The following is a 26952-nucleotide window of genomic DNA, read 5'->3' on the forward strand; positions in this document are numbered from 1 at the left end:
ATATGGAAAATAATAACAAAAGAATACTTTTAGTAGAAGATGACCTTAATTTCGGGGCAGTTCTTAAAGATTATCTAATGTTAAATGACTTTGAAGTTACTTTAGCTAAAAACGGTATGGAAGGTTTCGAGAAGTTCAAGAAGGATGTGTATGATTTATGTATTCTTGATGTAATGATGCCTTATAAAGATGGTTATACTTTAGCCAAAGAAATTAGAGAAAAGAACAGTGAAGTGCCTATTATTTTTTTAACAGCAAAATCTATGAAAGAGGATGTGTTAAAAGGTTATAAAGCCGGAGCTGATGATTATTTGAATAAACCTTTTGATTCAGAAGTTTTACTGATGAAAATCAAAGCAATTATTCAGAGAAAATCTGCGGATACAAAAGCAGAACAAGTTCAGTTTGAATTTAATATTGGTAAATTCCACTTAAATTCTAAATTGAGATTTTTGACTTTTGAAAACGATGAAGCAATTAAATTATCTCCAAAAGAAAATGAATTGCTTAAAATGTTGATTCTTCATGAAAATGATTTAATGCCAAGAGAATTAGCATTGACTAAAATATGGAGGGATGATAACTACTTTACTTCAAGAAGTATGGACGTTTACATTGCTAAGCTTAGAAAATATTTAAAATCTGATGAAGATGTAGAGATCTTAAACATTCACGGAGAAGGTTTCAGATTAGTAGTTAAAAGCAAAATTGCTGAATAAATAATTCACACTATAAAAAAATAAAAGCTCTGAGAAATCAGAGCTTTTTTTATGGATTCAATTTCTCGTATATAATTTATCTCCAGTTAAGCTGTAGTGCAAAACATGTTTTATCTTCTTTGGTTATACTAAAAGTAGAATCAGTTTCAGTTTCACTCTCATGAATGATAACAGCATCATTCAGCGATAATTCCTTCATGAAATTCATTTCGAAACTGGCAATTTTCTGATTTAGTATTTTTTTAGGATCAACATGATCCAGGCACCATTCCAGGTACTTTACATTGTTGGCATGATTGACAATATCCAAGTCTGATAAATAAACCGTTTTTTCAAAAACGGACTCTTTCTCCGGATTGACATTTATTTTCGAAAAACCTTCTGCTGTAGCCCTGTTTTCAGGAAATAGCTCAAAATGTTCGTAAGGCAAGGCCAAAGCTTCCGGGCGACGCGCTTTGGTATTGAATACAGCCCAGAATGTTTCGCTTCCAACAATCTTTTTTCCGTTTACATACATTTCCAGCGCACGAACAGAACGGGAGTTCTCAAGGCTGTTAATCCATGTTTTTACCGTTACAATATCCTGCCATTTAGGTAAAGCAGTTACTTCTACACGCATTCTGCTTAAAACCCAGGCCTGATTAAATTCCTGCATGTCGGCAAAACTAATTCCTCCCACCTCTGAATGTGCGGCAGCCGTTAGTTGTAATAGGTTGCACAAATCGGTATACTTTAAATAACCGTTTGGTGTGCATTGCGTAAAATTAATTTCCCAGTCTTTGCTTAAAACGGATGTGAAATTTGGAGATATTGGCATTTTTGAATTTTAGATTTTTAGATTTGATTTGGGAGTATAGAATAAAAAATATAGAGTCAAGAGTATAGAATAAAGAGAATAGATTTGGATTACTTTATAAAATTTTCTACGTAAGCTATAATTTTTTTTCTGTCTGTTGCGTAATCAAACCATTTTGTGTTTTCATTTCGTTTGAACCAGGTTAATTGTCTTTTGGAAAATCTTCGTGTGTTTTTTTTGATTTCTTCTATGGCAAAAGGTAATGTAAATTCTTCGTCAAAATAACTAAATAATTCTCTATAACCGACCGTTTGGAGCGCATTTAACGCTTTATTAGGATATAGGCTTTTTGCTTCTTCCAGTAAACCTTCGTTCATCATAATATCGACACGCTGATTAATCCTGTCGTAAATAACAGGTCTGTCAGCATCTAAACCAATTAAAACAGGAGTGAAGTTGCGGTTGTTTTTCTTTTGATTCAGAAAAGAAGAATAAGGCTTTCCGGTTCCAATACAGACTTCTGTAAAACGCATCATTCGCTGTGGATTTTGTAAAGTCTGTGGATTTTCCAACGCAATTTTTTGATAATATTCAGGATCCAGATGTTGTAATTGTTCTTGTAAATAAGTAATTCCGAGTTTTTCGTAATTTGAATTTACTTCGGAACGAACTTCCGGATTGATTTCAGGAAACTCGTCAAAACCTTTTAAAATAGCATCCACATATAAGCCTGAACCTCCGATAAGAATAACATAATTATTGTTTTGAAAAAGTTCCTCAATTTTTGCTAAAGCTTCTTTTTCGTAATCGCCAACAGTATAATTTTCGAATATCGATTTATTTTGAACAAAATGGTGTCTGGCAGTTTGTAATTCTTTCAGATTCGGAACGGCTGTGCCTATGGTCATTTCCTTAAAGAACTGACGGCTGTCGCAAGATATAATTTCACAGTTGAAATGTTGTGCCAAAGCAATGCTTAAGGACGTTTTTCCTATAGCTGTCGGACCTACGATGGTAATTAGATATTTCATATTTTTTAGCCCGGATGGAAACGGAAATCCCGAAGTTATAATTGTGCGTTTTTTTTTGGATACAAGAGCGACCAGCGGAAGCTCCTTTTATGCCTTTAAAAAACTACAAGTATAAGGAGGAGTTGCAGTGTACAGCCGGATTGGCTCATAATTTAAGTTTTTGGTAATTCTGTTCCGCATTCATAGCAATATTTCGCGCTGTCAAAGTGTACTTGTGAATTACATTTCTGACATGTTTTTTTTGTACTAACGGCATTATTTCTAAGGCTGCTTTTTGCAAACTCGGCAGTTACGATTCCTGTAGGGACGGCTATAATCCCGTATCCCATAATCATTACTAATGATGCTAAAAACTGGCCTAATGGCGTTGCCGGTGAAATATCACCGTAACCCACTGTTGTGAGGGTTACAATGGCCCAGTAAATACCGGCAGGAATACTGGTGAAGCCACTTTCTTTGCCTTCAACGAAGTACATTAATGCACCAATAATTACAGCACTAATCACGACAAAATAAATAAAGACGAGAATTTTTTCTTTACTGCCTTCCAGTGCTTCTTTTAATTGGTAGGACTGATGCGATATTTGCGGAATGTGCAGGATTTTGAACAGCCTGAAAAAACGCAAAACCCTTACGATAGTCAAAATATTTGTCGCCGGAAAAAAAATGGACATGTACATGGGCAGTATAGCCAGCAAATCGATAATTCCATAAAAGCTAAAGACATATTTCAGCGGTTTCTGAATAGAGATAATTCGCAGCAGGTATTCGATTGTAAAGAAAACGGTAATGATCCATTCGCAAATTAACAACTGTGAATGGTACTTCTGATTTATTCCTTCTACGGTATCGAGCATCACCAGAATAACACTTAAAAGTATTAATCCGAGAAGCACTAAATCGAACATACGCCCTAAAATAGTGTTTGTTCCGTAGAGAATGATTTTTATTTTTTCTCTAAAAACCTCGTATTTTGATTTATTTTTTGTCATCCCTACGAAGATACGTAAAGTTTGTAAGTATTAAAAATGAAGAATTTTCAGCGATTTGCTTTTACGGATGTAACTTTGAATAATATTTTTGACATCCCGATTGTTTTGCATCGGAATAAGAATATTTTTCAGGATTTCAATATTTGTGATTTGGTAATTCAAATCATAGTATGCATATCCTTTATAAATTCCGTTTTCGATTAAGACAGCGCTTCGTTCGTTTATATTTCGGCCTCTGTCAATCAGAATCATGCTTTTGTTCTCGAAACTGTTTTCGGAGATGAATTGCTGAACCCTGGCATTGTATGTTTCCGGAGTTATTTCACCATTGCATGCGCCATCACATTCTTTTATTTTATATTGAAAACACTCTTTTTTAGCTACATACAATCCGGTCAGTTTCTGACACAAATGATATTTGGCGGTATGCGCGAAAAGGGCATTTTTACCTTCCTGCAAACTGGCGTAAGAGGTGACTTCTTTTTTACGGCCATCTGCTTTTTCCAGTTTTAGATTCAGATAGCCATTACTGTCTTTTTCGGTATATAAGGCATATGGAAAAATTGTTTTTCGCTGAGAACGATTGTATCTGGGTCTGTTTATTTTTACTTCTTCGCTTTCTTTTAGCAGGGCGATTAATTCGCTTCCGGTTTCATCATAAGTGATGGTAAAAACTTCAGCCTGAATTTTTTTGCTTTTTGTCGTAATTCCGGTAAAATGCTGATTGACCCTTTTTTTGATATTCTGGCTTTTACCGATATAAATTAGGGTTCCGCTTTGGTTATGAATGTAATAAACTCCGGTTTTTGTAGGCATTTGTGATAAAAGATCCAGGAATTTGGGCGCAATTCCTTTTTCAACTTCCAGTTTTATGAAATCTTTTACAATGGTTTTCTCTAAATCTTTTTCCAGAAGCATTTTGAATAACTTCGTCGTTGCCATAGCATCACCACTGGCACGGTGTCTGTCTGCCATAGGGATTCCGAGTGCGCGAACCAATTTTCCTAAACTATAAGAAGGCTGCTCCGGAATTAATTTTTTAGCCAGTTCAACAGTACACAGCGTTCGGGCTTCAAAATCATATCCCAAACGACGGAATTCGGTACGCAGAATTCTATAATCAAAAGAAGCGTTGTGCGCCACAATAATACAGTCAGAAGTAATTTCGATGATTCTTTTGGCTACTTCAAAGAATTTAGGCGCAGAACGGAGCATAGCATTGTTGATTCCGGTTAATTTCACCACGAATGGCTGAATTGGAATTTCGGGATTGACAAGGCTAATGAACTGGTCAATTACTTCATGGCCATCAAATTTATAGATGGCGATTTCGGTAATTCCTTCTTCATTAAACTGGCCTCCGGTAGTTTCTATGTCTAGTATTGCGTACATTTTAAATGTCAATTTCAAAAATCAATGGCAATTTCAATTTCAAAAATCAATTTCAATTTTTGAAAATTGTCATTGTAATTGAAATTGTCATTGTAATTGAATTATTTTTTATTTATTATCATTTTTGATGAAATTGCGATAAGTTGTTCTACTTCTATTAAAAGTGTACTTCTTTTATCGTTATCACCTTCTTTAATGTAATCTAGAATTTTTAATGAGTTCTTGACTCTTTTAACTCTTTTACAACTAATGAAACTTTAAAAATAAAATCTTTATCCGTAATTGTGCCTTGTGCCTCTCCAAAATTTAAAGACGCGCTTCCTGATGATCTAATTAATTGATTTTTGTAATATTCATTTTCAAATAATCTTTGTAATTGTCGTGTAAAGAAAATACATTCTCCGGCAAAACGAACCAGTCTGTCTTCAAAATTGAATATTTTTTCCATTTAAGTTATTGATTTTTGACTCTTGCAATTGATTATTGAAAAATTATCTTCCTCCGAAAATGCTGCTTCCAATACGAACCATTGTGCTTCCGCATGCAATAGCCAGTTGATAGTCGCCGGACATTCCCATAGAAATAGTATTCAGCTCGCAATTTTCAGTTTGCAATGTTTGAATGGAATCAAAAATAGACTTTAAATGTGTAAATTCTTTTTTAATCTGGTTTTGGTCTTCTGCAAATGTTGCCATTCCCATTAAACCTAAGATACGAATATTTTTCATCTCTTTAAATTCGGTTGAAGATAAAAGTAAATTCAATTCGTTTTCATCAAGACCAAATTTAGTTTCTTCTTCAGCAATATGTATCTGAAGCAGGCAATCGATAATTCTATTATTTTTTAATGCTTGTTTGTTGATTTCCTGCAGTAATTTCAGACTGTCAACACCATGAATCAAACTTACGAACGGAGCCATAAATTTGACTTTGTTCGTTTGTACATGGCCTATCATATGCCATTGGATATCTTTTGGCATTTGTTCCCACTTATTGGCCATTTCCTGGATTTTGTTTTCTCCAAAAATACGCTGGCCGGTTTCGTAAGCTTCCATTAAGTCCGCTACGGGCTTTGTTTTAGAAACAGCCACTAAAGTTACGTTTTCCGGCAAAGAAGCTTTGATAGAATCTAAATTTGATGCGATTGACATGCTGTTTTTTTTTTATGAAAGGATAAATTGCTTAGAAATTTTCTCTGCTTTTTTACTTTCGCTGTAATCATAAAAACCTTCACCGGATTTTACGCCCAGTTTTCCGGCTCTCACCATATTGACCAATAACGGGCAAGGAGCATATTTAGGGTTTTTAAAACCTTCATACATTACATTTAAAATAGCCAGACAAACATCAAGTCCAATAAAATCAGCTAATTGAAGCGGTCCCATCGGGTGACCCATTCCTAATTTCATTACGGTATCAATTTCATAAACTCCGGCCACTTTATTGTATAATGTTTCGATTGCCTCGTTTAGCATGGGCATCAAAATTCTATTGGCTACAAAACCCGGATAATCGTTTACTTCAACAGGGGTTTTACCTAATTTTTCAGATAAATCCATGATGGTTTTTGTTACTTCGTCGCTGGTATTGTATCCGCGAATGATTTCTACCAATTTCATAATCGGCACCGGATTCATAAAATGCATTCCGATTACACGCTCCGGATGTGTCACAACAGCTCCGATCTGGGTAATGGAAATAGAAGAAGTATTAGTGGCTAAAATCGTATTATGCGAACAGGCTTCATTTAATTGTCTGAAAATGTTCAATTTTAATTCGACATTTTCAGTAGCCGCTTCCACTACTAAATCCACACCAACTACACCGTCCTTTATATCAGTATAAGTAATAATATTGGTGATTGTTTTGGCAACATCATCAGCAGAAATAGTTCCTTTTGCCAGCATTCGATCCAGATTGGCAGCAATAGTTGCCATTCCTTTGTCTAATGATTTCTCGGAAACGTCAATTAGTTTTACAACAAAACCACTTTGTGCAAAAGTATGAGCAATTCCGTTGCCCATTGTTCCTGCACCAATTACAGCTATAGTTTTCATTTAATTTTGGTATTTAAATTTTAAAAGTTAAGGTTTAAAGCGGGTTTTAAGCCAACTTTAAACCTTAAAAAATAAAAGTATATTTATTGTGTTATTTTTTGAAACAATCGATGATTTGATAAGCCACACGTAAAGCATCAGTAGCTTGTTCCAGTGTTACAACCGGTGTAGTGTTGGTGCTGATTGCGTTTGCAAATGATTCTAATTCATCTAAAATGGCATTGTTTTGCTCCACATCAGGATTGGTGAAATAAATCTGTTTTTTTACGCCTTCGGCATTTTGAAGGATCATATCAAAATCTCCCGGAATTTCAGGAGCATCTTTCATGCGGACTACTTCGCATTTTTTCTCCAGGAAATCAACTGAAATGTAAGCGTCTTTTTGAAAGAAACGCGTTTTACGCATGTTTTTCATCGAAATTCTGCTTGCCGTCAGATTAGCAACACATCCATTTTCGAATTCAATTCTGGCATTCGCAATATCCGGGGTTTCACTAATTACAGAAACACCGCTCGCATTAATATTTTTTACTTTTGAATTTACAACACTTAAAATCGCATCGATATCGTGAATCATTAAATCCAAAACTACGGGAACATCTGTACCACGCGGATTAAATTCGGCCAAACGATGTGTTTCTATAAACATCGGGTTTTCGATCATATTTTTGGTTGCAATAAAAGCCGGATTAAAGCGCTCCACATGGCCCACCTGACCTTTTACATTGTATTCTGCAGCTAAAGCAATAATTTCTTCCGCTTCATCAACCGTATTGGCAATTGGTTTTTCTATAAAAATATGTTTTCCGGATTTGATCGCCACTTTGGCACATTTGTAATGTGAAAGTGTCGGCGTTACAATATCGATTACATCAACAGCGTGAATTAGTTTTGCAATAGTGCTGAAGTTTTTATAGCCAAATTCTTTTGAAATTCTTTCGGCATTTTCCTGATTTTCGTCGTAAAATCCAACTAATTCGTATTGGTCAGATTGTTGTAATAAACGTAAATGTATTTTACCAAGATGACCAGCACCTAAAACTCCCACTTTTAACATGATAATGTATTTTAAACAAAAATATAATTTATTTGTTGAAAGTAAAAGTTAATGCATTAAAGATTTAGTGATTTAATCATTATAAAAGAATACTGCATGTATATATTTTGATATTCTTTAGTATTCAAAAATGATTCGTTGTGGATAAATTGTAAAAATAGACCACAAGCATTATTATAAAACTAATTGATAAAATTTGTAAATATCTTTTTTCTGTTTTAGGATCTCTTTTATTATTGATTACATAGGTATATGAGTAATCGTCATGTAGATTTTTCCCCATTAAAAAAGAGAGGCTTTCCAGTGGAATAAACCTCAATAATGTTCGTTTTAGAATCATCGAAAAGTCAGGTGAGTTTCCATCTTCATCTGTTACATAACAAGCTGTCAGAAATTTTGCAGGTGTATTTTTAAAGATAGATTCAAACATTAAATAATACATAAATTTAATCAGGTAAAAGAAAACTATAATGCCAAATTTATCTCCAAAAGTTGTTTTTAAATAGCTGAAAAAAGCAGTTAGCAGCTGATTTTTTTCTGAGTAGGTGATAAATCCAAAAGCAATTACCATTATAATAAAAGAATCAATAAACAAGTTTAAAAAACGCTTATAATTGGATGCGTTTTCGAGATTATTTTCAATCAATTGGTTATTTTCAATAGTATTTGAATTTAGATTTTTGGTTAAGAAATGGTATGAGATGAAAATGTATAATAAAGTAATTACTATATAAAGGCCATCATAAATACCCAGCTTGTCAATATTAAAGTAAGAAATAAACGAGAATATTTTTATTATAGAACCTAGAAATACTAAACTGTAATTAAAAACTAATAATTTGGTTTCTTTATATTTAGAGAAGTAATAAATAAGTGCGCCTGCAAGAAAAGATAAATAAAAGAATAAATTTATAAGTGCTATATTCGTACTTCTGGATGAATTACTTGTTCTTTCTGTAACAACAAAAATATCCATTCCTGAATAATAATAAGGATTGCTGTGAAAAACAATAAAATTCAGAAACTCCGTTAAATCTTTTATGTCAAAAAAAACAAAAAAAACAGATAAAGAAATACCCCAAAGAGCAAAAAATAAAGAGAGAAGAAAGATAGTTTTTTTCATAAGATGTTAACGTTCATTAGCTTTTAAGTTCGTAACCAAAAATAGAAATTAAATGATTAAAAAGTAGTTGACATTTGATAATTTGTTTTCTTATTTTTGTCCAAATAAAACCTACCAATTTTGAAAGATACTGCCAAACATCAAGGACTTCGTAATCAATTAGTAAGCACTTTAGAGCAAAAAGGAATTACTGACAGAGCAGTTTTAGAGGCTATAAAAAAAATCCCGAGACACCTTTTTCTTAATTCCAGTTTTGAAGATTATGCTTATCAGGATAAGGCGTTTCCTATTGGTGCGGGGCAAACGATTTCACAACCTTATACGGTAGCTTTTCAGTCGCAGTTATTAGAGGTTAAAAAAGAGCATAAAATTCTTGAAATTGGCACCGGTTCAGGTTATCAGACAGCAGTTTTGTGTATGCTCGGAGCAAAAGTTTACAGTGTTGAAAGACAAAACGAATTGTTTAAGGCTACTTCAAATTTATTTCCAAAGTTAAATATTCGTCCCAAACATCTTTCTTTTGGTGATGGATATAAAGGATTACCTAATCACGCTCCTTTTGACAGTATTATTGTTACGGCAGGAGCTCCGTTTATTCCGCAGCCTCTTATGGCACAGTTAAAAATAGGAGGAAGGCTTGTGATTCCATTAGGGGAAGATGTTCAGATCATGACTTTGTTAGTACGCAAAAACGAAACGCAATTTGAAAAACACGAGTTTGGAGAATTCAGATTTGTTCCTTTGTTAGAACATAAAAATTAGATGGTATAAACACAAATTTCACTAATTTACCCGTAGTAAGTTAGTGAAATTTTGTTTTATTGGGCAATAATACCAATGTATCTTTCTAAGTTCTCTTTTTCTATCTGAGCAATAAAAAGTAAAAAATCTTCTTTATTGTTTTTGGTTTGAGCTGTTTCTAAACTTTGATAATATTGCATCCGACTATCATAATCTCCTTTTATATTGGCAATGATATAACCTTTTTGCAATAAAATTAAATTCATGACCAGACGGGAAGTTCGCCCATTTCCATCAATGAAAGCATGAATAGTAACAAGGCGTTCATGCATTTCAGCAGCTAAAATAACAGGATGCAATTTGTTTTTATTGATTTCGTACCAAATAAAATAATCTTCCATCGCTTTCCCAACCATGTAGGGCTGTGGCGGCATATGTGAACTTCCTTTTATCATGACCTGAACCTTTCTGTAGCGACCTGCATCTTCCGGGATGATACCGCGAAGAATTAAATTATGAATGGACAAAAGATCACGTTCGTTTAAGGAAACATTTCTTTGCATCAAATCTTTAATAAACCCAATAGCTTCCTGATGATTAATCGCTTCCAGATGTTCCCGCATGCTTTTGCCGGAAATAGTTAAACCTTCGTTGATGACCATATCAGTTTCACGCAAAGTCATTGTATTTCCTTCAATTCGATTGCTTTCAAATGTATACTCTAATTCAAGAGCCTGAGTAATTCTATAACTGTCAAATTGACGATAACTATCTAACTTTGCTTTTAAAAGATCAATCTCTTTTAAAAGATTTTCCAAAGTGGCAGAGATTTTTAATTTTGAAACAGTTCTATTGTATTTAATTTCATGCTCGGCTACCATTAAAGCTTTTAAGGCAAATTCATCATCTCCAATTTCATAAAGAATCTTTTCCTTCAACCAGGCAATCATCAAAGTTTCATAATCAATTTCTAGAAGTTGCGAAAGTTTTGAAATCTGATCTTTTGTTGGTTTTCTTGTTCCTGATTCAAATTTGCTTATTAAAGCCTGATCAATGCCAAGAATCTGCGCCACTTCACGGGTTTTTAAGCCTTTTTGCTCTCTTGCATTTTTAAGAAGTGTTTTCATTTTTTTTTATGTTTTAAATTGTCTTGACAAATTTAGTCATTTTTATTAGATAAAAAAAAGTAACATAAGAGATATTACTTTCTTAATGGATTATTTTGGAGGCAACGAGCCGTCTTTTTTCATTTCTTTTACAACAGCCTGCATGATCGCGTCTACAGTTTGTCCCAGATCAGTAACATATTCGGATTTTGTGGTTCCCGTCCAGATTAATTTATTGTCTTTTAGCGAAAAAATATTGGTTTCGACCATGTAGGAAGTCGTTTCCTGATAATATCCCGGATCATAAAAATTCGGAGAGTACATTCCGTACCAATTTCCAAAACCATATCCGTACATTCCACTGTATAAGCCGTCAAAACCTCCGTAGTACATACCGGTGTAAGTTCCGGGAACATAATTGGTTTCCTTTTCGGTACTCACTAAGCGCATGGTTATCACACCGTCAAAGTTTTCATCGTGTAAAATTTGTAATTGCTGTTCTTTTGTCAGATGCAAATTTGTACCATTCATATATTGGTACGAAGTCTTAAAAATTGGATTACTGGCAGCAATCCTGTTTTCTGTAATTCTTCTGGAAGCTTCGTCTTTTACCAAAGCCACTACTAAAACTTTTTTAAATTGCTCCTTTGCTACCGTAATATCGGGATCTCTCCAGCTGCTTACAATTGATGTATTACTGCTGCAGCTTAAAAGAATTAAGACGGTCAATACGATTAGATATTTTTTCATATTCTATAATTAAAAGTTGATGTTAAAGTAAATTTAATTATAAAATATTAAAAAACAGATGTTTATGATAAAGTTGTTTTAGTTGTACGCTTTTTTAATCCGGTCTAAATCACGTTTAGTGTCCTGTTCTTTAAGAGATTCACGTTTGTCGTAGTTTTTCTTTCCTTTGCAAAGGCCTATTTGTAGTTTTGCCAGTCCCTTTTCGTTGGTGAATAATTTTAAAGGAACAATTGTCAATCCTTTTGCCTGCACATTTTTATGAAGTGTTTTTAATTCTTTTTTGTTTAAAAGCAATTTTCTTTCACTTCTGGATTTATGGTTGAACTGATTTCCAAACGTATATTCTTCGATATAGGTATTGATAGCAAAAAGTTCTATTCCGCTAAATTCACAAAAACTTTCGGTAATATTTGCTTTCCCCAGGCGGATAGATTTGATTTCGGTTCCGGATAAAACGATTCCGGCAGTATAGGTGTCGATTATTTCGTAATCGAAACGCGCTCTTTTATTAAGTATATTGACTGATTTTAACATAGATGCAAATGTAAAATAAAAATGAAAAACTTTGGGGGAATTAAAGATAATTATATTTTTTTTAATCTATGATTTTAATCAGTTTTAGGGAAAAATCTTACTATTAAGTTTGTTGTATAATTTAAAACAGACTTATTATGAAAAAAATTGTAACACTTATTAGTATAGCATTAATTTGCTTAACTGCAAAAGCTCAGGAAGTAGACAAGGGGTTAAAAGGAGCGTGGTTTGCAACATCACAGTTCGGATACCAGCAAACCAAAACAGCAGATGTAAAAAATACAAGTTTATCTGTACTGCCAATTGTAGGTACATTTGTTACGCCTTCTGTTGCTGTTGGAGCCGGATTTGGTTATATGAACATAAAATCGGATTCGGATAAGGGAACTGCTGCCAAAACCGATCTGATTGTGATTCAGCCATTGGCAAGAAAATATTGGAATGTTGCAGGTTCTCTGTATTTCTTCGGTCAACTGGCAGCGCCAATTATCACAGGAAAAGAAAAACAAAGTGACTTAAAAATCACGCAGTTTGGGTTATCACTATCCGGCGGATTCGATTATTTTGTCACTAAAAATTTCTCGGTAGAATTCTCTTATGACCTGGCTAATTTCACTTCAACCACTCTGGATCCAAAAATTGGGGAGAAAACAACGGTAACTAATTTTGGATTAGCGCACGTTGCCAATGTTGAGCCACTTTATAATGGTACTTTAGGCGGAAGCAGCCCTAACCTGACCTCACCACTTTCTTTTGGATTTAAATTTATATTCTAATCGTTAGTTGATGATATTGGTTTCAATTTGCTAATTTTGCAAAAAAAGAAAGACCGTGCTTTTTTAGAGTACGGTCTTTTTAGTATTATTTAAAAATATCAGATGGAAAATCAATCTAAAGATCCTTTGCATGGAATTAGACTAAAAGCTGTAGTCGAGAAATTAGTAGACCATTATGGTTTTGATACTTTGGCAGAATTGATTCCTGTAAAATGTTTTACTTCAAATCCGAGTGTAAAATCAAGTCTTACTTTTTTACGAAAAACAGATTGGGCACGAAAAAAAGTAGAGGATTTATATGTAAAATCAATCCCTAAGTTCAAAGGTATTAATTGAGCTTATAAGAAAGCATCACACCTCCGCGATACGGAAGCCATTCACCGCTTTTGTTCCAGTTTTGAGCTTTTTCATATCTGCCCGGAGTTCCGTCGTTGTAATATCCGTGATAAAACCCTTGATGCCAGCCGCCTCCGGCAAAAATATCGAGTAGGAATTTGTCATTCAGTTTGATGTTATATCCAACCGTAACTCCCATTCGGTATCCAAAACCGTGTTCATATTTATTGCTTTCCCAGTAATTCCATTTTTGAATTTCATAGATATCCGGTCCTATATGTGCACCAACATAAAATCCATTATACTTTTCTTTAAAATGATAACGAACTTCAGGAGTCAGGGTGTAAAATTTCATTGGACTGTGCCCATCAAAAGATTCCCAAAAAGAAGCCATAAGATCAACACTGAAGGTGGTTTTTTCTCCAATACTGGTTTCAATTCCTATGTTAGGTATTGCAATTGCAGCTGTGGCAGCATTAAATTTCAGGTAGGTCTGACTTTGTGACTGGGTAGATAAGAAGAGGACAAACAGAATTAAGACTTTTTTCATAAAGTGGTTTTTCAGGGAGAAAATAAGCTTCAGTTACTTATTTCGCGTGCAAATATAACGCAATACCATACCAGACTGTTGCGTAAAAAATAATTTTAACAGGTTTTATTTTTCCAAATAAGTTTCTGAAAAAGTTATTTATCTAATAATGAATAAATTACTTTGTCCAAAAATACACCTTCATAAAATTCTGCTTCTTTTAAATGCGCTTCTTTAACAAAACCACATTTTTGTAATACCTTTTCTGAAGCGAAGTTCTCAGGATCAATAACAGCCTCGATAGAATGCAGTTTCAGATCATCAAAACCATATCGGATTAATTTGTATACAGCCTCCGTAATAATCCCTTTCCCGTGAAATTCCGGTAATAACATATAACCGATTTCAGCGCGGTAATTTTCTGGCTGCATTCTGTAATAGCCAATTATTCCAAGCAATTTCGGATTATCTTTTAGCGTAATTCCCCAATTTATGCCAACATTTGTTATGATTTTTTCTTCAATCATTGCAATATGTTCAAGTGCATCTTCAGTAGTTTTTACTAAAGGCCTCGGGATATATTTCATTGTTTCCGGATTCGAACGTAATTCGAAAATTTCGTTCACATCAGCATCCGTAATTCTTTTTAAAAGTAAACGTTCTGTTTCTATTACGGGAAAGGGCGTAAAATTAAATGCTAACATGTTTTTTTATTAAAATATTTGGATACTGAATTTCGAATGGAATGTCTGATTGGCTTCTAAAATTACAATTCCTTCTTTTTGGAATAAATCACCGGAGTTTTCGGCTGTATCGGAATAACCAAACCAGGGTTCAATACAGACAAACGGAGCTTGTTCTTTTGTCCAGATTCCTAAACTTGGAAAATCTTCAAAATTAACCCTTACATAAGGTTTAGAGTTTTCGAGAATTGTCAGGGAATCAGATTCTAATGTTTTAAAAACCAAAGCATCATTTTCGAATAGCTGATACTTTAGGGGAACCAAATTAGCTGTAGTTTCGAGTACCTCGGTCTTATTTGATATTAAATCATTTTCGAGAAGATTGTACTTTAAAACTTCGTCTTTTTCAAACTTAAAAGAATACCTTTCAAAGGCAGCCGGTAAAGCAATTGCAGGATGGGCACCAATTGAAAAAGGAATTTTATCAGCTCCTTTATTAATTACCTTATACCCAATAGTCAGCTCTTTTTCTGCTAAACTATAAAGGAGCTGTAATTCAAACTCAAAAGGATATTTTTGAAGGGTTTCGCTGTTCGATTGTAACGAAAAAGTAGCACTGCTATCCGTTTCATTAATCAATTCGAACTCCATATCACGCGCAAAACCATGTCTTGGAAGCTGATATTCTTTATTATTAATGGTATAAGTATTGTTTTTTAAAGTTCCTACGATAGGAAAAAGAACCGGTGAGTGTTTTCCCCAGAAAGCGGGATTGCCTTCCCAGATGTATTCGTTGTTCTGATAGTCTTTTATTGAAAATAATTCAGCTCCGGCATGTTTTATCGAAACCTTTAAACTTGAATTTGAGAGGATTGTATTCAAAATCTTAAAATTGAAATAAGTTACTTTTAATGAATTGTAAATATATTTTATAAATTTTAGTTTTTTCTATAAATCACTGAAATTATTTTTTTAATAAAATTTTGATAAAATTAAATATAAGCTTCAGTTTTTCTCTGTAAATAGCTTTTTTTTTCATTAATTTGCTACATAAATAGCTAAAAAATATGAAAAAGCGTTCCTCAAAAGCCTTATTAACCATGGCTTTATTTGTTGGGATTTCTTCTGTTTGGGCGCAACAAACGCCAGCTACAACAGCAGCAAATCCAGTTAATAACTACAATTACCATGATGCATTCGCACCCCATTTTTACACTAAAAATGGTACACCAACCCGTTCTGCAAGCGGTCAGCCGGGAGTTGAGTACTGGCAAAACAGGGCAGATTACCAATTAACGGTAAAATTAAACGGTACCACAAATGAACTTGTCGGTACAGATGAGATTACTTATACGAATAACAGTCCTGATAAATTGTCATTTGTCTGGTTGAATTTAGACCAGAATTTATTCAAGGAAGATTCAAGAGGAAATGCTGTCGTGCCTTTAACAGGAAGTCGTAACGGTGCTCAGGGTCAGGTTTTTGATGGTGGAAATAAAATTAAATCAGTAAAAGTAATTTCTACAGGAAAGGATAAAACGGAGACTGTTGCAAAATATATCGTTACAGACACCAGAATGCAAATTTTTCTGCCTAAAGAACTGGCTTCAAAAGGAGGAGCTGTAAAGATTAAAATTGAATATTCATTCATTGCTCCTCTGGAAGGATCAGACAGAATGGGAGTTTTAGATACGAAAAACGGAAAAATTTTCACAATTGCACAATGGTACCCGCGTATGTGTGTGTATGATGACGTAAGAGGGTGGAATACTGCACCTTATTTAGGGGCTTCTGAGTTTTATTTGGAGTATGGTGATTTTGATGTAAAAATTACAGCACCTGCCAATCAGTATGTAGTAGCATCCGGAGCGTTGTTAAATGGTGCTGAAGTACTTTCTGCAGAGCAATTAAAACGATACAAAGAAGCGGAACAAAGTGATAAAACGGTTATGATTCGTTCTGCTGATGAAGTTGCTGCAACTGCAAATACAAATGCAACGGCCGAGAAAACATGGCATTACCAAATTAAAAACGCACGTGATTTCTCCTGGGCATCTTCTGCGGCTTTTATTTTAGACGGAGCAAAAATAAACTTGCCAAGTGGTAAAAAATCATTAGCATTATCGGCTTATCCGGTAGAAAGTGCGGGTAATGATGCTTACGGGCGTTCAACGGAATATGTAAAATCATCGATTGAGCATTATTCTAAAAGATGGTTTGAATATCCTTATCCGGCAGCTACAAACGTAGCAGGAAATGAAGGCGGAATGGAATATCCCGGGATTGTTTTCTGTGGATGGAAATCTAAAGGAGATGATTTATGGGGAGTTACAGATCACGAATTCGGGCATATCTGGTTTCCTATGATTGTAGGATCGAATGAACGTTTATTTGCCTGGATGGATGAAGGATTTAATACCTTTATCAACTCTGTAAGTTCTGTTGATTTTAACAACGGAGAATACAAGCAAAAAGCTTCCGATTTGCATCAGGATGCAGAAGGTTTAACAAGTCCGACACTGGAAACAATCATGAGTTCTCCCGATAATATGAAGGAAGCTAATATTGGTACTTTGTGTTATTTCAAGCCAAGTGCCGGCTTAACAATCTTAAGAGAACAGGTTCTTGGAGAAGAACGTTTTGATAAAGCATTGCGTACTTACGTAGAGCGTTGGGCCTTTAAACACCCAACTCCTGACGACTTTTTCAGAACAATTGAAAATGTTGCAGGCGAAGATTTAAGCTGGTTCTGGAGAAGCTGGTTCGTAAACAACTGGCGTTTTGATCAGGGAATCAATTCTGTTAAATATGTAAAAAATGATCCTGCAAAAGGAGCTATAATTACTGTCGAAAATTTTGATAAAATGCCGATGCCAATTGTTTTGGATGTAAAAACAAAAAGCGGAAAAGTAACCAGAGTTAAATTACCGGTAGAAATTTGGCAGCGTAATAATGACTGGTCTTTCAAAAATAACTCTACTGAAGAAATTGAAAGTATAACACTGGACCCTGATCATGTTTTTCCCGATTATAACGAAAGTAACAATGTCTGGACGGCAGGAAAAAGTTTGCTTGAAAAAGATATTATTTTAGACGGATATATCGGAACTTACTCAACAGCGAAAGCACCTTTGAAAATTGAATTCACAGAGAAGAACAGTGTTCTTAATGTAGAAATAACAAACTTTCCTAAGTTTTCTGTTGAACCGGTTGAAAATGAAAAAGATACTTTTCAATCCAAAAGAGCTGGTTTGAAATTTAAATTTAACGAAGCTAAAACTGCTTTTGACATGATTGTTTTAGGAAATGGACAAGTAATTCCGTTTACCAAAAATTAATATTAAAGCTTTGAAATATTCAAAAACCCGATAGTTATTTTTTAACTATCGGGTTTTTTTTGGAGTTGCAGTTTTTAGTCACAGTTGCAGTCTCAGTCTCAGTTATGGTCTTGGTCACAGTCACATTTTACCTTTTACCTTTTACATTTTCAGTTTCATATCACTTTCTCAGGTTGCTTAATGGGTACCAAGTATCAAACTTTAATAGAAAATTCAGCACCTTAGTAGCTTAACACATAACAAAAAACAACAAAACATTAAAAAAATGTTAGAATTTTATTTTTATGGTTTGTAAATAAAAAAATAGTGTACTTTTGCACCGATGAATAAAATAAGTTTACATATAACTTCTTTGTCACGGACAAACTCACCTGGTACTTCTCCCGAAGTACGGATGCTATCTCTATAGTATTCACTGAGTTTTTCGCCGCGTATTTATTTATATTCATTTTCTATTTTGAAATCACATCATTTGTCCATTGGACAAACCTATCCTGAAAGCACCTATTTTTTGAAATCATCTCGTAATCAACTTTTTGATTTAGAAGGTGTTATCTTTATTTTGCTTAACTTTATTGGATTGGTTTTTAGATTTCAAATGAAACAAAATGTTTTAATTTTTAACTCTAACTTCAACTATTGAAATGAAGATCTCTATTGTTGTAACTCAGGAAGAACACTTTAAGTATGCGCAGGAAATTTGCGATACAATAGAATCATCGGCTTTGTTAAGAGGCACGGGGATTGCTAAAAGAACTCCTGAATACATTCAGAAAAAAATGTCCAGCGGTGATGCGATGATTGCTTTGGCAGATGGAAAATTTGCAGGTTTTTGTTATATCGAAAGTTGGCAGCACGGAAAATTCGTGGCACACTCGGGTTTAATCGTACACCCGGATTACAGAAGTTTAGGTTTAGCCAAAAAGATAAAATCAAAGGTTTTCGATTATTCCTTACAAAGATATCCAGATGCCAAAATATTTGGTATAACTACTGGTTTGGCCGTAATGAAAATCAACTCTGATTTAGGTTACAAGCCAGTACCTTTCTCTGAACTGACAACAGATCCGAGCTTTTGGTCGGGCTGTAAAACCTGTACCAATTATGAAATTCTGAAAAGCAAAGAAAACAAGATGTGTCTTTGCACCGGAATGCTGTACGATCCCAAAGAAAAACAAAAAGATCCGCCAAGACATCCTTTTAATGAAGCCGTTTTGAAAAGACTGAAAAAAATTAAACAAGCTTTATTCTTAAATAAAATCCTGTCTTTTATTTTATTGCCTTAAGAATATCCGTAAAAAAGAAATCTCAAACTTGCTACATACGAAAGTATTAGCCTAAATTATAAAAAATGAAAAAAGTTGTATTAGCTTATAGTGGAGGATTAGATACCTCGTATTGTTTGAAATATTTAAAAAATGAAAAAGGATACGAAGTTCATACTGTGCTTGTAGATACAGGAGGATTTGATGCTGAAGAATTATCAGCCATAGAAAAAAGAGCCTACGAATTAGGAAGTGCACAACATGCTAACCTTACTATTGTAGATAAATATTATGATAAAGCCATAAAATATTTGATTTTCGGAAATGTATTAAAAAACAATACTTATCCATTATCAGTAAGTGCAGAGCGTGTTTTTCAGGCCATTGAAGCCATAAAATATGCCAAAAAGGTAGGGGCAAGCGCCATCGCACACGGAAGTACAGGTGCCGGAAATGATCAGATTCGTTTCGATTTGATTTTCCAGACCATCGCTCCGGAAATCGAAATTATTACTCCGATTAGAGATCTGAAACTTTCCAGACAGGAAGAAGTAGATTATTTAGCGAAAAACGGCGTTCCTTATTCCTGGGAAAAAGCACAATATTCGATCAATAAGGGACTTTGGGGAACCAGTGTTGGAGGAAAAGAAACGTTGACTTCAGGTCAGCCATTACCAGGTGACGCTTATCCTTCACAATTACAAAAAGAAGGAGAAGAAAAAGTAAGACTGCATTTTGAGCAGGGTGAATTGGTTGGTATAAACGGTATAATGGACAAACCATCGAATAATATTGTTATTCTTGAAAAATTAGCCAATGCTTTTGCCATTGGAAGAGACATTCACGTAGGGGACACCATTATAGGAATCAAAGGAAGAGTTGGTTTTGAAGCTGCAGCGCCATTAATTATTATTAAAGCACACCATTTATTAGAGAAGCATACTTTAGGAAAATGGCAGCAATACTGGAAAGAACAGTTAGGAAACTGGTACGGAATGCTATTCCATGAAGGTCAGTTTTTAGATCCGGTGATGAGAAACATTGAAACGTTTTTGCAAGACACACAAAAAACGGTAAACGGAGTCGTTACGGTTTCATTAAAACCCTATCATTTTTCGCTTGACGGAATTGAATCCGATAATGATTTGATGAATACCGGTTTTGGTCAATATGGCGAAATGAACAATGCGTGGACATCCGACGATGCAAAAGGATTTATTAAGATTTTGGGAAATGCCCAAAACATATTTTCATCTGTAAATCACTTAGATCATGATTAATGTTGGAATAATTGGTGGTTCAGGCTATACGGCCGGAGAACTCATCAGAATATTAATGTATCATCCCAATGTAAAAATTGATTTTGTTTACAGTACTACAAATGCCGGAAAACCACTTTCAATAGCACATCACGATTTGATGGGAGATATCGAAATGAATTTTACTGATGTGATAAATCCGAATGTAAACGTTGTTTTTTTATGTCTGGGACACGGAAAATCTATTTCGTTTTTGCAGGAAAATCAATTTGCCGGACATACCAAAATCATTGATCTAGGAAATGATTTCAGATTGAATAAAGATGCGCATTTCGAAGGAAAAGATTTCATTTACGGTTTGCCGGAATTGAATAAATCAGAAATTAAAAAAGCCAATTTTATTGCAAATCCGGGTTGTTTTGCTACAGCAATTCAGCTGGCCCTGTTGCCTTTGGCTAAAAATAATTTACTGAACAATGATGTTCATATCAATGCAACAACAGGAAGTACCGGTGCCGGAGTTGGTCTTTCAGAAACCGCTCATTTTAGCTGGAGAAACAATAATATGTCTCATTATAAAGCTTTTGAACACCAGCATTTAGGAGAAATTTCAGAAAGTTTAGTGCAATTACAGGATGATTTCGAAAGTGAATTGCTTTTTATTCCAAACAGAGGAGATTTTCCAAGAGGAATTTTTGCCACCTTATATACCATTTCAGATGATAGCCTGGAGCAATTGGTTGCCAAATACGAAGATTTCTATAAAGAGGAGCCATTTGTAACCGTTACAACGACTAATATCAATATGAAACAAGTCGTTCAAACCAATAAATGTATCATTAGTTTATTGAAAAAGGGAAACCGGGTTTTAATCACGTCAATCATTGATAACTTAACCAAAGGTGCTTCAGGACAAGCGATTCAGAATATGAATTTAATGTTCGGATTAGAAGAAACCACAGGTTTACATTTGAAACCAAGCGGATTTTAATAATAGTTTCAAGTTTAAAGTTTCAGGTTTCACGTTCTATGAGTAACCTGAAACCTGAGACATGAAACAAAATAAACAAAAAAACATGAACTTATTTAACGTTTACCCCTTATATAATATTACCCCTGTAAAAGCCTTAGATTGCACGATTACAGATGAAAACGGAACAGAATACTTAGATTTATACAGCGGTCATGGTGTAATTTCTATCGGACACACTCAGCCCGATTATGTGGCCAAATTGAAAAATCAACTGGATCATTTGGGTTTTTATTCGAATGCCATTCAGAATCCTTTACAGGTAGAACTGGCCCAGAAATTAGGAAAACTTTCCGGCCTGGAAGAGTACGAATTGTTTTTGTGCAGTTCCGGTGCTGAAGCGAATGAAAATGCTTTGAAATTAGCGTCTTTCCATAACGGAAAATCAAGAGTCCTGGCTTTTCATAATTCGTTTCACGGAAGAACTTCTGCAGCTGTCGCCGTTACAGATAACAAGAAAATTATAGCCCCGATAAATGCACAGCAGGAAGTTACTTTTCTGCCTTTAAACCAAATCGAATTAGTAGAAGCAGAACTGGAAAAAGGAGATGTTTCCAGTGTAATTATCGAAGGAATTCAGGGAGTTGGAGGTTTAGATGAAGGAACAACCGAATTTTTTCAGGCTTTGGAAAAAGCTTGTAAAAAACATGACGTGGTTCTGATTTTGGATGAAGTGCAATCCGGATACGGAAGAAGCGGAAAGTTTTTCGCATTCCAACACCACGGAATCAACGCTGATATTATTTCGGTTGCGAAAGGAATGGGGAACGGATTTCCGGTTGGAGCCATTTTAATTTCACCAAAATTTGAAGCAAGTTTCGGATTATTAGGAACCACTTTCGGCGGAAGCCATTTGTCTTGTGCAGCAGGAATTGCAGTGCTGGATGTAATCGAAAAACTGGATTTACAGAAAAATGTAAATGAAGTTTCAGCATATTTCGCAGAGCAGATCAAACAAGTTTCGGGAATCAAACAAATAAAAGGAAAAGGATTAATGCTGGGAATTGAATTTGATTTTGATGTTGCGGCATTGAGGAAAAAATTAATTATCGAAAAACATATTTTTACCGGAAGTGCCAACAACAAAAACCTGTTGAGAATTTTGCCGCCATTAACAGTGAAAAAATCAGACATTGATACTTTTATCTTAGCTTTAAAAGAAAGTTTAGAAGAGCTTCAAAACTAAGTTTACCATATACTGTTAATTCGTTTAATCGTTTAAATGGTTAATCGATTAAACGAATTAATGATTAACCAATTAAACCAAAAAAATGAATCCATTATCAATTGAAAAGCGAAATCTGGTTTTGCGGTCCATGGCAAAGCTCGTCGGGCAGGAGCGGAGCAGCATAATTCTCACCAACCAGAAGGATTTGCAGGCTTACGATGGCTCCGATTTAGCAATGGAAGAACGCCTGAAAGTAGATGATAAAAAAGTCGACGAGATGATTTTGTCCCTGAACCAACTGGCTTCCCAGGAAGATCCGGTTGGAGTAGAACGTTTTCATTTTATACATGATAATGGAATAAAAGTGATCAACAAAACGGCCGCTTTCGGAACGATTCTGATTATTTACGAATCCCGTCCCGATGTTACTATTGAAGCAGGTGGAATTGCCTTTAAATCCGGAAATAAGATTTTATTAAAAGGAGGAAAAGAAGCTTTAAAATCGAATTTGAAAATTGTGGATCTATGGCATCAGGCTTTAGAAGAAAACGGAATTTCAAAAGAGTGGGTAGAGTATCTGAATTATAATCGTGCAGAAACGCAGGCTTTTTTAGAAAAACCAACTCAAAAAGTAGATTTAATTGTTCCGAGAGGAGGAGAAAAACTAATTGAGTTTGTAAAAGCACACGCAACCTGTCCGGTTATTGTAAGCGGACGCGGCAATAATTTTGTTTACGTTCACGAAAAAGCAGATACGGATTTGGCTCTAAAAGTAATTTTGAATGCCAAAACATCAAAAATCTCAGCTTGTAATGCAGTTGATAAAGTTTTAATAGATTCAAAATTGCCCAACTTTGAAGGTTTTACCGCTATTTTAATCGAAGAATTAAAAGAATATAAGGTTGAAGTTATTGTGGATGAATCTTTAAAAAATTTCGAAGATACAGCAACACTTCAAAATGAAGATATTTGGTACGAAGAGTTTTTAGATTATAAAATTGTCATTGGAACAATTGATTCAAAGGAAAATGCAATCGAAAAAATAAACAAATATTGCGGTGGACATTCGGCTGTAATTATTACCAGAGATGATGAAGCAGCACAGGAGTTTATGGAAGCGATTGACGCAGCAGCCGTTTATCAGAACGCTTCCACCCGCTTTACAGACGGAGGACAATTTGGTTTAGGCGGAGAATTAGCCATAAGTACAGATAAATTGCACCAAAGGGGACCAATTGGATTGCAGCATCTGGTTACCAATAAATGGTTCGTTTACGGAGAAGGCCAAATTAGATAATTTGATAATTGAGATAATTTTAGATTGTGATTGGAATTTGGAGTTTCAATGAAGTATTTTGATAATTGCAATTTTGTTCAGTTTAATTGGAATTTGGATTTTTAAAATTTGGAATTTATTAAGACAAAGCTTTGCGTCCCGATCGCTATCGGGATTGCGTTTATAAGCGTCAAAATATAAAAAAAACTTAGCACCCCCTGCGGTAAAAAAACAATATAAAACTTAGGCCCTTAGCCACTAAGAACCTTAGCTACTCAAAAAAAATGACTAAAAAAAGGATTTTATTAAAAATAGGAAGTAATACTTTAACCAAAGAAACTAATCATATTTCGCGGGGAAAGATTGAAGATATCGGAATGCAGATTGCAGCCTTAAACAAGGATTATGAATTCGTAATCGTGAGTTCCGGAGCCATTGCAGCCGCCAGACAATTTGTAAAACTGGAAAGTAAAGGTAAAGAAATTGCCTTGAAACAAGCCTTGGCATCAATTGGACAGCCTCATTTAATGCGGATTTTCCATGAAAACTTCAGTGATTTGGGATTATTGACTTCCCAGTGTTTATTGTCTTATTCTGATTTCGAAAAAGACCAGTCGAAAGTAAACATTGTCAATACCATTAACGTTTTGGTGGAGAACAATTACATTCCGATTATTAATGAAAATGATACCGTTGCCACAGATGAGATCCGGTTTGGGGATAATGATAAATTAGCCGCTTTAACGGCAGTGCTGCTAAATGTTGATATGCTGATTATAGCTACTAATACAAACGGAATTTACACCAAGGATTCCATTCACAATGAAGTTCCGGAAACCATAAAATTAGTAAAGGATTTAAAACTTTTGGAAAAAGAAATCGGCGAATCAAAATCATCACACGGAACCGGCGGAATGCAGTCCAAAATCGAAGCAGCCGGAATTGCAAAAGCAGCTGGAATAGAAACCTGGATTGTCAACGGATTAGATGATAATTTTATTTTAAAAGCATTAAAAGATGAAATTCCGTTCACAAAGATTGTATAAAATGTTTATTTGTTTAATCGTTAATTCGGTTAATCGATAAACAAATACACAGTTAACAAATTAACGATTAAACAAAAAAAATATGAATTATATTTCAATTAAAGATATCAACTCATTATCAAAATGGGTAAGAAGTGCCTTAAAAATCAAGAAGAATCCGCTTAAAAATCAAAGTTTAGGGAAAAATAAAACCTTAGGGATGTTATTTTTCAATCCGAGTTTAAGAACGCGTCTGAGTACGCAAAAAGCTGCTTTAAATCTGGGAATGAATGTAATGGTCATGAACTTCACTAACGAAGGCTGGACACTGGAATTTGAAGACGGAGCCGTTATGAATTCAGGAGCTTCAGAACATATTAAGGAAGCCGCAGAAGTAGTTTCGCAATATTGTGATATGATCGCAATTCGTGCTTTTGCAGGTTTAGAAGATAAAGAGAAAGATTATGCTGAAACTGTCATTTCTGGATTCTTAAAACATGCAACCGTTCCGATTGTAAACATGGAAAGTGCGGTTCGTCATCCGCTTCAGTCTTTGGCAGATGCGATTACGATGGAAGAATACAAAACAGAACACAAACCAAAAGTGGTACTTTCGTGGGCACCACATCCTAAAGCATTGCCTCAGGCAGTAGCCAATTCATTTGTAGAAATGATGCAGCTGCAAAAAAACATGGATTTTGTGATCACACATCCGGAAGGTTACGAACTCAGTCCGGAAATCACAAAAGACTGCAAAATCGAATACGACCAAAACAAAGCCTTCGAAAATGCTGATTTTGTTTACGTTAAAAACTGGAGTAATTTTAAGGACTACGGGAAAGTAACCAATATTGATCCCGAGTGGACTGTTACCGCCGAAAAAATGGCATTAACCAACAACGGAAAATTCATGCATTGCCTTCCGGTACGTCGTAACGTAATTGTAACGGACGAAGTGATAGACAGCGAGAATTCAATCGTAATCCAGCAGGCGAATAACAGAACGTATGCAGCACAATTGGTGTTGCAGAAGATTTTAAAAAAGCTATAAATAAGGTACAAAGGTGCAAAGTTGCAAAGGAGCAAAGGTCTAAAACCTTTATAAAACCTTTATAAAACCTTTGAACCTTTGAACCTCTGGGCCTCTGAACCTAAAAAAAATGGTAACAGTAATAAAAATAGGTGGAAACATAATTGATAATCCAACCGAATTAGAACAGTTTTTAACTGATTTTTCTAAAATTGAAGGGTATAAAGTGTTGGTTCACGGAGGAGGAAAATCCGCGACAAAGATGGCTGAAAGTATTGGCCTGGTCCCGCAAATGATCGAAGGGCGACGTATTACAGACGCTCCCATGCTGGATGTGGTAGTAATGATTTATGCAGGTCAGATCAATAAACATATCGTGGCGCAATTGCAATCGAAAGACAACAATGCCATTGGTTTTTCCGGGGCTGACGGAAATTTAATTCAGTCCGTGAAACGAAATCATCCGACAATCGATTATGGTTTTGTGGGTGATGTAAAACAGGTAAACACAAAATTACTGGCTACTTTGCTTGAAAACGGAATTATTCCTGTCTTCTGCGCGATTACACACGATAAAAATGGACAATTATTAAACACCAACGCCGATACGATTGCAAGCGAATTAGCAATTGCCTTGTCTGAAGTTTTTGATGTTACGTTAACCTACTGCTTTGAAAAACAAGGCGTCTTAAAGGATTCTGAAGATGATTCCTCGGTAATTACAGCCATCAATGAACAGTTGTACCATACGCTAAAAGCAGAGAAAGTAATCCATTCCGGAATGATTCCCAAATTAGATAATTGTTTTAATAGTTTATCCAGAGGTGTTCAGAAAATCAAGATCGGTCACCACAAAATGCTTCAGAATCCTGACGTTTTGCATACTACTATAACATTATAAAAAGTTGCAACGAATTACACAGATTTCCGCAAATTAAA

Annotated in this window: 28 protein-coding genes; 13 read left to right on the plus strand and 15 right to left on the minus strand. The window is 34.8% G+C overall.

Annotated elements, in window-relative coordinates; translation table 11 throughout:
- Positions 1-2 precede the first annotated feature (2 nt).
- The gene (locus tag EV142_RS06300) at positions 3-719 is read left to right on the plus strand and encodes a response regulator transcription factor (protein WP_127337492.1); all 717 of its coding nucleotides are present in this window, start codon (positions 3-5) and stop codon (positions 717-719) included.
- 76 nt (positions 720-795) lie between these two features.
- On the opposite strand, the gene EV142_RS06305 is transcribed toward EV142_RS06300, so the two are convergent.
- The 9 genes from EV142_RS06305 to EV142_RS06345 form a co-directional block, all read right to left on the minus strand.
- Complete coding sequence (locus tag EV142_RS06305) at positions 796-1536, minus strand: acyl-[acyl-carrier-protein] thioesterase (RefSeq protein ID WP_132033614.1); 741 nt, start codon at positions 1534-1536, stop codon at positions 796-798.
- 89 nt (positions 1537-1625) lie between these two features.
- Positions 1626-2546 carry a tRNA (adenosine(37)-N6)-dimethylallyltransferase MiaA gene (miaA, locus tag EV142_RS06310; protein WP_132033616.1) on the minus strand — a complete coding sequence of 307 codons (921 nt, stop codon included), beginning with the start codon at positions 2544-2546 and terminating at the stop codon, positions 1626-1628.
- A gap of 152 nt (positions 2547-2698) precedes the next feature.
- Positions 2699-3538, minus strand: coding sequence for an ion transporter (locus EV142_RS06315; RefSeq protein WP_132033618.1), 840 nt, complete (start codon positions 3536-3538; stop codon positions 2699-2701).
- Positions 3539-3568: 30 nt separating this feature from the next.
- Entirely contained in the window at positions 3569-4930 is a 1362-nt protein-coding gene (locus EV142_RS06320) for an exonuclease domain-containing protein (RefSeq protein WP_132033620.1), read from the minus strand.
- A 211-nt stretch (positions 4931-5141) separates the two neighbouring features.
- Positions 5142-5378 (minus strand): four helix bundle protein, encoded by a 237-nt coding sequence (locus tag EV142_RS06325; protein ID WP_238698661.1) that lies wholly within the window; start codon positions 5376-5378, stop codon positions 5142-5144.
- A 43-nt stretch (positions 5379-5421) separates the two neighbouring features.
- Positions 5422-6081 (minus strand): YggS family pyridoxal phosphate-dependent enzyme, encoded by a 660-nt coding sequence (locus tag EV142_RS06330; RefSeq protein WP_132033622.1) that lies wholly within the window; start codon positions 6079-6081, stop codon positions 5422-5424.
- A gap of 12 nt (positions 6082-6093) precedes the next feature.
- Positions 6094-6987: a 3-hydroxyacyl-CoA dehydrogenase family protein gene (locus EV142_RS06335; protein WP_132033624.1), complete on the minus strand. Its 894-nt coding sequence runs from the start codon at positions 6985-6987 to the stop codon at positions 6094-6096.
- Positions 6988-7078: 91 nt separating this feature from the next.
- Positions 7079-8044: a Gfo/Idh/MocA family protein gene (locus EV142_RS06340; RefSeq protein ID WP_132033626.1), complete on the minus strand. Its 966-nt coding sequence runs from the start codon at positions 8042-8044 to the stop codon at positions 7079-7081.
- A gap of 124 nt (positions 8045-8168) precedes the next feature.
- Positions 8169-9167: an RDD family protein gene (locus EV142_RS06345; RefSeq protein WP_132033628.1), complete on the minus strand. Its 999-nt coding sequence runs from the start codon at positions 9165-9167 to the stop codon at positions 8169-8171.
- Positions 9168-9287: 120 nt separating this feature from the next.
- Here EV142_RS06345 and EV142_RS06350 point away from each other — a divergent pair, with 120 nt between their 5' ends.
- Positions 9288-9929: a protein-L-isoaspartate(D-aspartate) O-methyltransferase gene (locus tag EV142_RS06350; RefSeq protein ID WP_132033630.1), complete on the plus strand. Its 642-nt coding sequence runs from the start codon at positions 9288-9290 to the stop codon at positions 9927-9929.
- Positions 9930-9985: 56 nt separating this feature from the next.
- Here EV142_RS06350 and EV142_RS06355 read toward each other — a convergent pair whose 3' ends face one another.
- The 3 genes from EV142_RS06355 to smpB form a co-directional block, all read right to left on the minus strand.
- Positions 9986-11035, minus strand: a complete 1050-nt coding sequence (locus EV142_RS06355; protein WP_132033632.1) for a Fic family protein — start codon at positions 11033-11035, stop codon at positions 9986-9988.
- A 90-nt stretch (positions 11036-11125) separates the two neighbouring features.
- Positions 11126-11764, minus strand: a complete 639-nt coding sequence (locus tag EV142_RS06360) for a DUF4136 domain-containing protein (RefSeq protein ID WP_132033634.1) — start codon at positions 11762-11764, stop codon at positions 11126-11128.
- Positions 11765-11842: 78 nt separating this feature from the next.
- The gene (gene smpB, locus EV142_RS06365; RefSeq protein WP_047776350.1) at positions 11843-12298 is read right to left on the minus strand and encodes an SsrA-binding protein SmpB; all 456 of its coding nucleotides are present in this window, start codon (positions 12296-12298) and stop codon (positions 11843-11845) included.
- A gap of 137 nt (positions 12299-12435) precedes the next feature.
- On the opposite strand from smpB, the gene EV142_RS06370 reads away from it, so the two are divergent.
- Together EV142_RS06370 and EV142_RS06375 are read left to right on the plus strand one after the other, a co-directional pair.
- Complete coding sequence (locus tag EV142_RS06370; RefSeq protein WP_132033636.1) at positions 12436-13074, plus strand: outer membrane beta-barrel protein; 639 nt, start codon at positions 12436-12438, stop codon at positions 13072-13074.
- A gap of 102 nt (positions 13075-13176) precedes the next feature.
- Positions 13177-13410, plus strand: a complete 234-nt coding sequence (locus EV142_RS06375) for a VF530 family protein (protein WP_132033638.1) — start codon at positions 13177-13179, stop codon at positions 13408-13410.
- Here the strand turns inward: EV142_RS06375 and EV142_RS06380 are convergent.
- The 3 genes from EV142_RS06380 to EV142_RS06390 form a co-directional block, all read right to left on the minus strand.
- Positions 13403-13960 (minus strand): DUF3575 domain-containing protein, encoded by a 558-nt coding sequence (locus tag EV142_RS06380; RefSeq protein ID WP_132033640.1) that lies wholly within the window; start codon positions 13958-13960, stop codon positions 13403-13405. The genes EV142_RS06375 and EV142_RS06380 overlap by 8 nt on opposite strands.
- 134 nt (positions 13961-14094) lie before the next feature.
- Positions 14095-14643 carry a GNAT family N-acetyltransferase gene (locus EV142_RS06385; protein ID WP_132033642.1) on the minus strand — a complete coding sequence of 183 codons (549 nt, stop codon included), beginning with the start codon at positions 14641-14643 and terminating at the stop codon, positions 14095-14097.
- A gap of 9 nt (positions 14644-14652) precedes the next feature.
- Complete coding sequence (locus EV142_RS06390; RefSeq protein ID WP_132033644.1) at positions 14653-15504, minus strand: aldose 1-epimerase family protein; 852 nt, start codon at positions 15502-15504, stop codon at positions 14653-14655.
- A gap of 185 nt (positions 15505-15689) precedes the next feature.
- Between EV142_RS06390 and EV142_RS06395 the strand changes: the two genes are divergently transcribed.
- The 9 genes from EV142_RS06395 to argB all read left to right on the plus strand — a co-directional run bounded on the left by EV142_RS06395 (position 15690) and on the right by argB (position 26914).
- Positions 15690-17960, plus strand: coding sequence for a M1 family metallopeptidase (locus tag EV142_RS06395; protein WP_132033646.1), 2271 nt, complete (start codon positions 15690-15692; stop codon positions 17958-17960).
- 644 nt (positions 17961-18604) lie between these two features.
- A complete protein-coding gene (locus EV142_RS06400) occupies positions 18605-19246 on the plus strand; it encodes a GNAT family N-acetyltransferase (protein ID WP_132033648.1) in 642 nt (213 codons plus the stop codon).
- Positions 19247-19311: 65 nt separating this feature from the next.
- A complete protein-coding gene (locus EV142_RS06405; RefSeq protein ID WP_132033650.1) occupies positions 19312-20505 on the plus strand; it encodes an argininosuccinate synthase in 1194 nt (397 codons plus the stop codon).
- Entirely contained in the window at positions 20498-21475 is a 978-nt protein-coding gene (argC, locus tag EV142_RS06410; RefSeq protein ID WP_132033652.1) for an N-acetyl-gamma-glutamyl-phosphate reductase, read from the plus strand. The genes EV142_RS06405 and argC overlap by 8 nt, the downstream gene beginning before the upstream one ends.
- A gap of 85 nt (positions 21476-21560) precedes the next feature.
- A complete protein-coding gene (locus EV142_RS06415; protein WP_132034395.1) occupies positions 21561-22700 on the plus strand; it encodes an aspartate aminotransferase family protein in 1140 nt (379 codons plus the stop codon).
- 85 nt (positions 22701-22785) lie between these two features.
- A complete protein-coding gene (locus EV142_RS06420) occupies positions 22786-23979 on the plus strand; it encodes a glutamate-5-semialdehyde dehydrogenase (protein WP_132033654.1) in 1194 nt (397 codons plus the stop codon).
- 263 nt (positions 23980-24242) lie between these two features.
- Positions 24243-25004, plus strand: coding sequence for a glutamate 5-kinase (proB, locus tag EV142_RS06425; RefSeq protein WP_132033656.1), 762 nt, complete (start codon positions 24243-24245; stop codon positions 25002-25004).
- A gap of 82 nt (positions 25005-25086) precedes the next feature.
- The gene (locus EV142_RS06430) at positions 25087-26034 is read left to right on the plus strand and encodes an N-acetylornithine carbamoyltransferase (protein WP_132033658.1); all 948 of its coding nucleotides are present in this window, start codon (positions 25087-25089) and stop codon (positions 26032-26034) included.
- A gap of 109 nt (positions 26035-26143) precedes the next feature.
- A complete protein-coding gene (argB, locus tag EV142_RS06435; protein WP_132033660.1) occupies positions 26144-26914 on the plus strand; it encodes an acetylglutamate kinase in 771 nt (256 codons plus the stop codon).
- Positions 26915-26952: the final 38 nt, after the last annotated feature.

This window comes from Flavobacterium circumlabens (genome assembly GCF_004345565.1).
In the GTDB taxonomy this organism is placed as follows: Bacteria; Bacteroidota; Bacteroidia; order Flavobacteriales; family Flavobacteriaceae; genus Flavobacterium; species Flavobacterium circumlabens.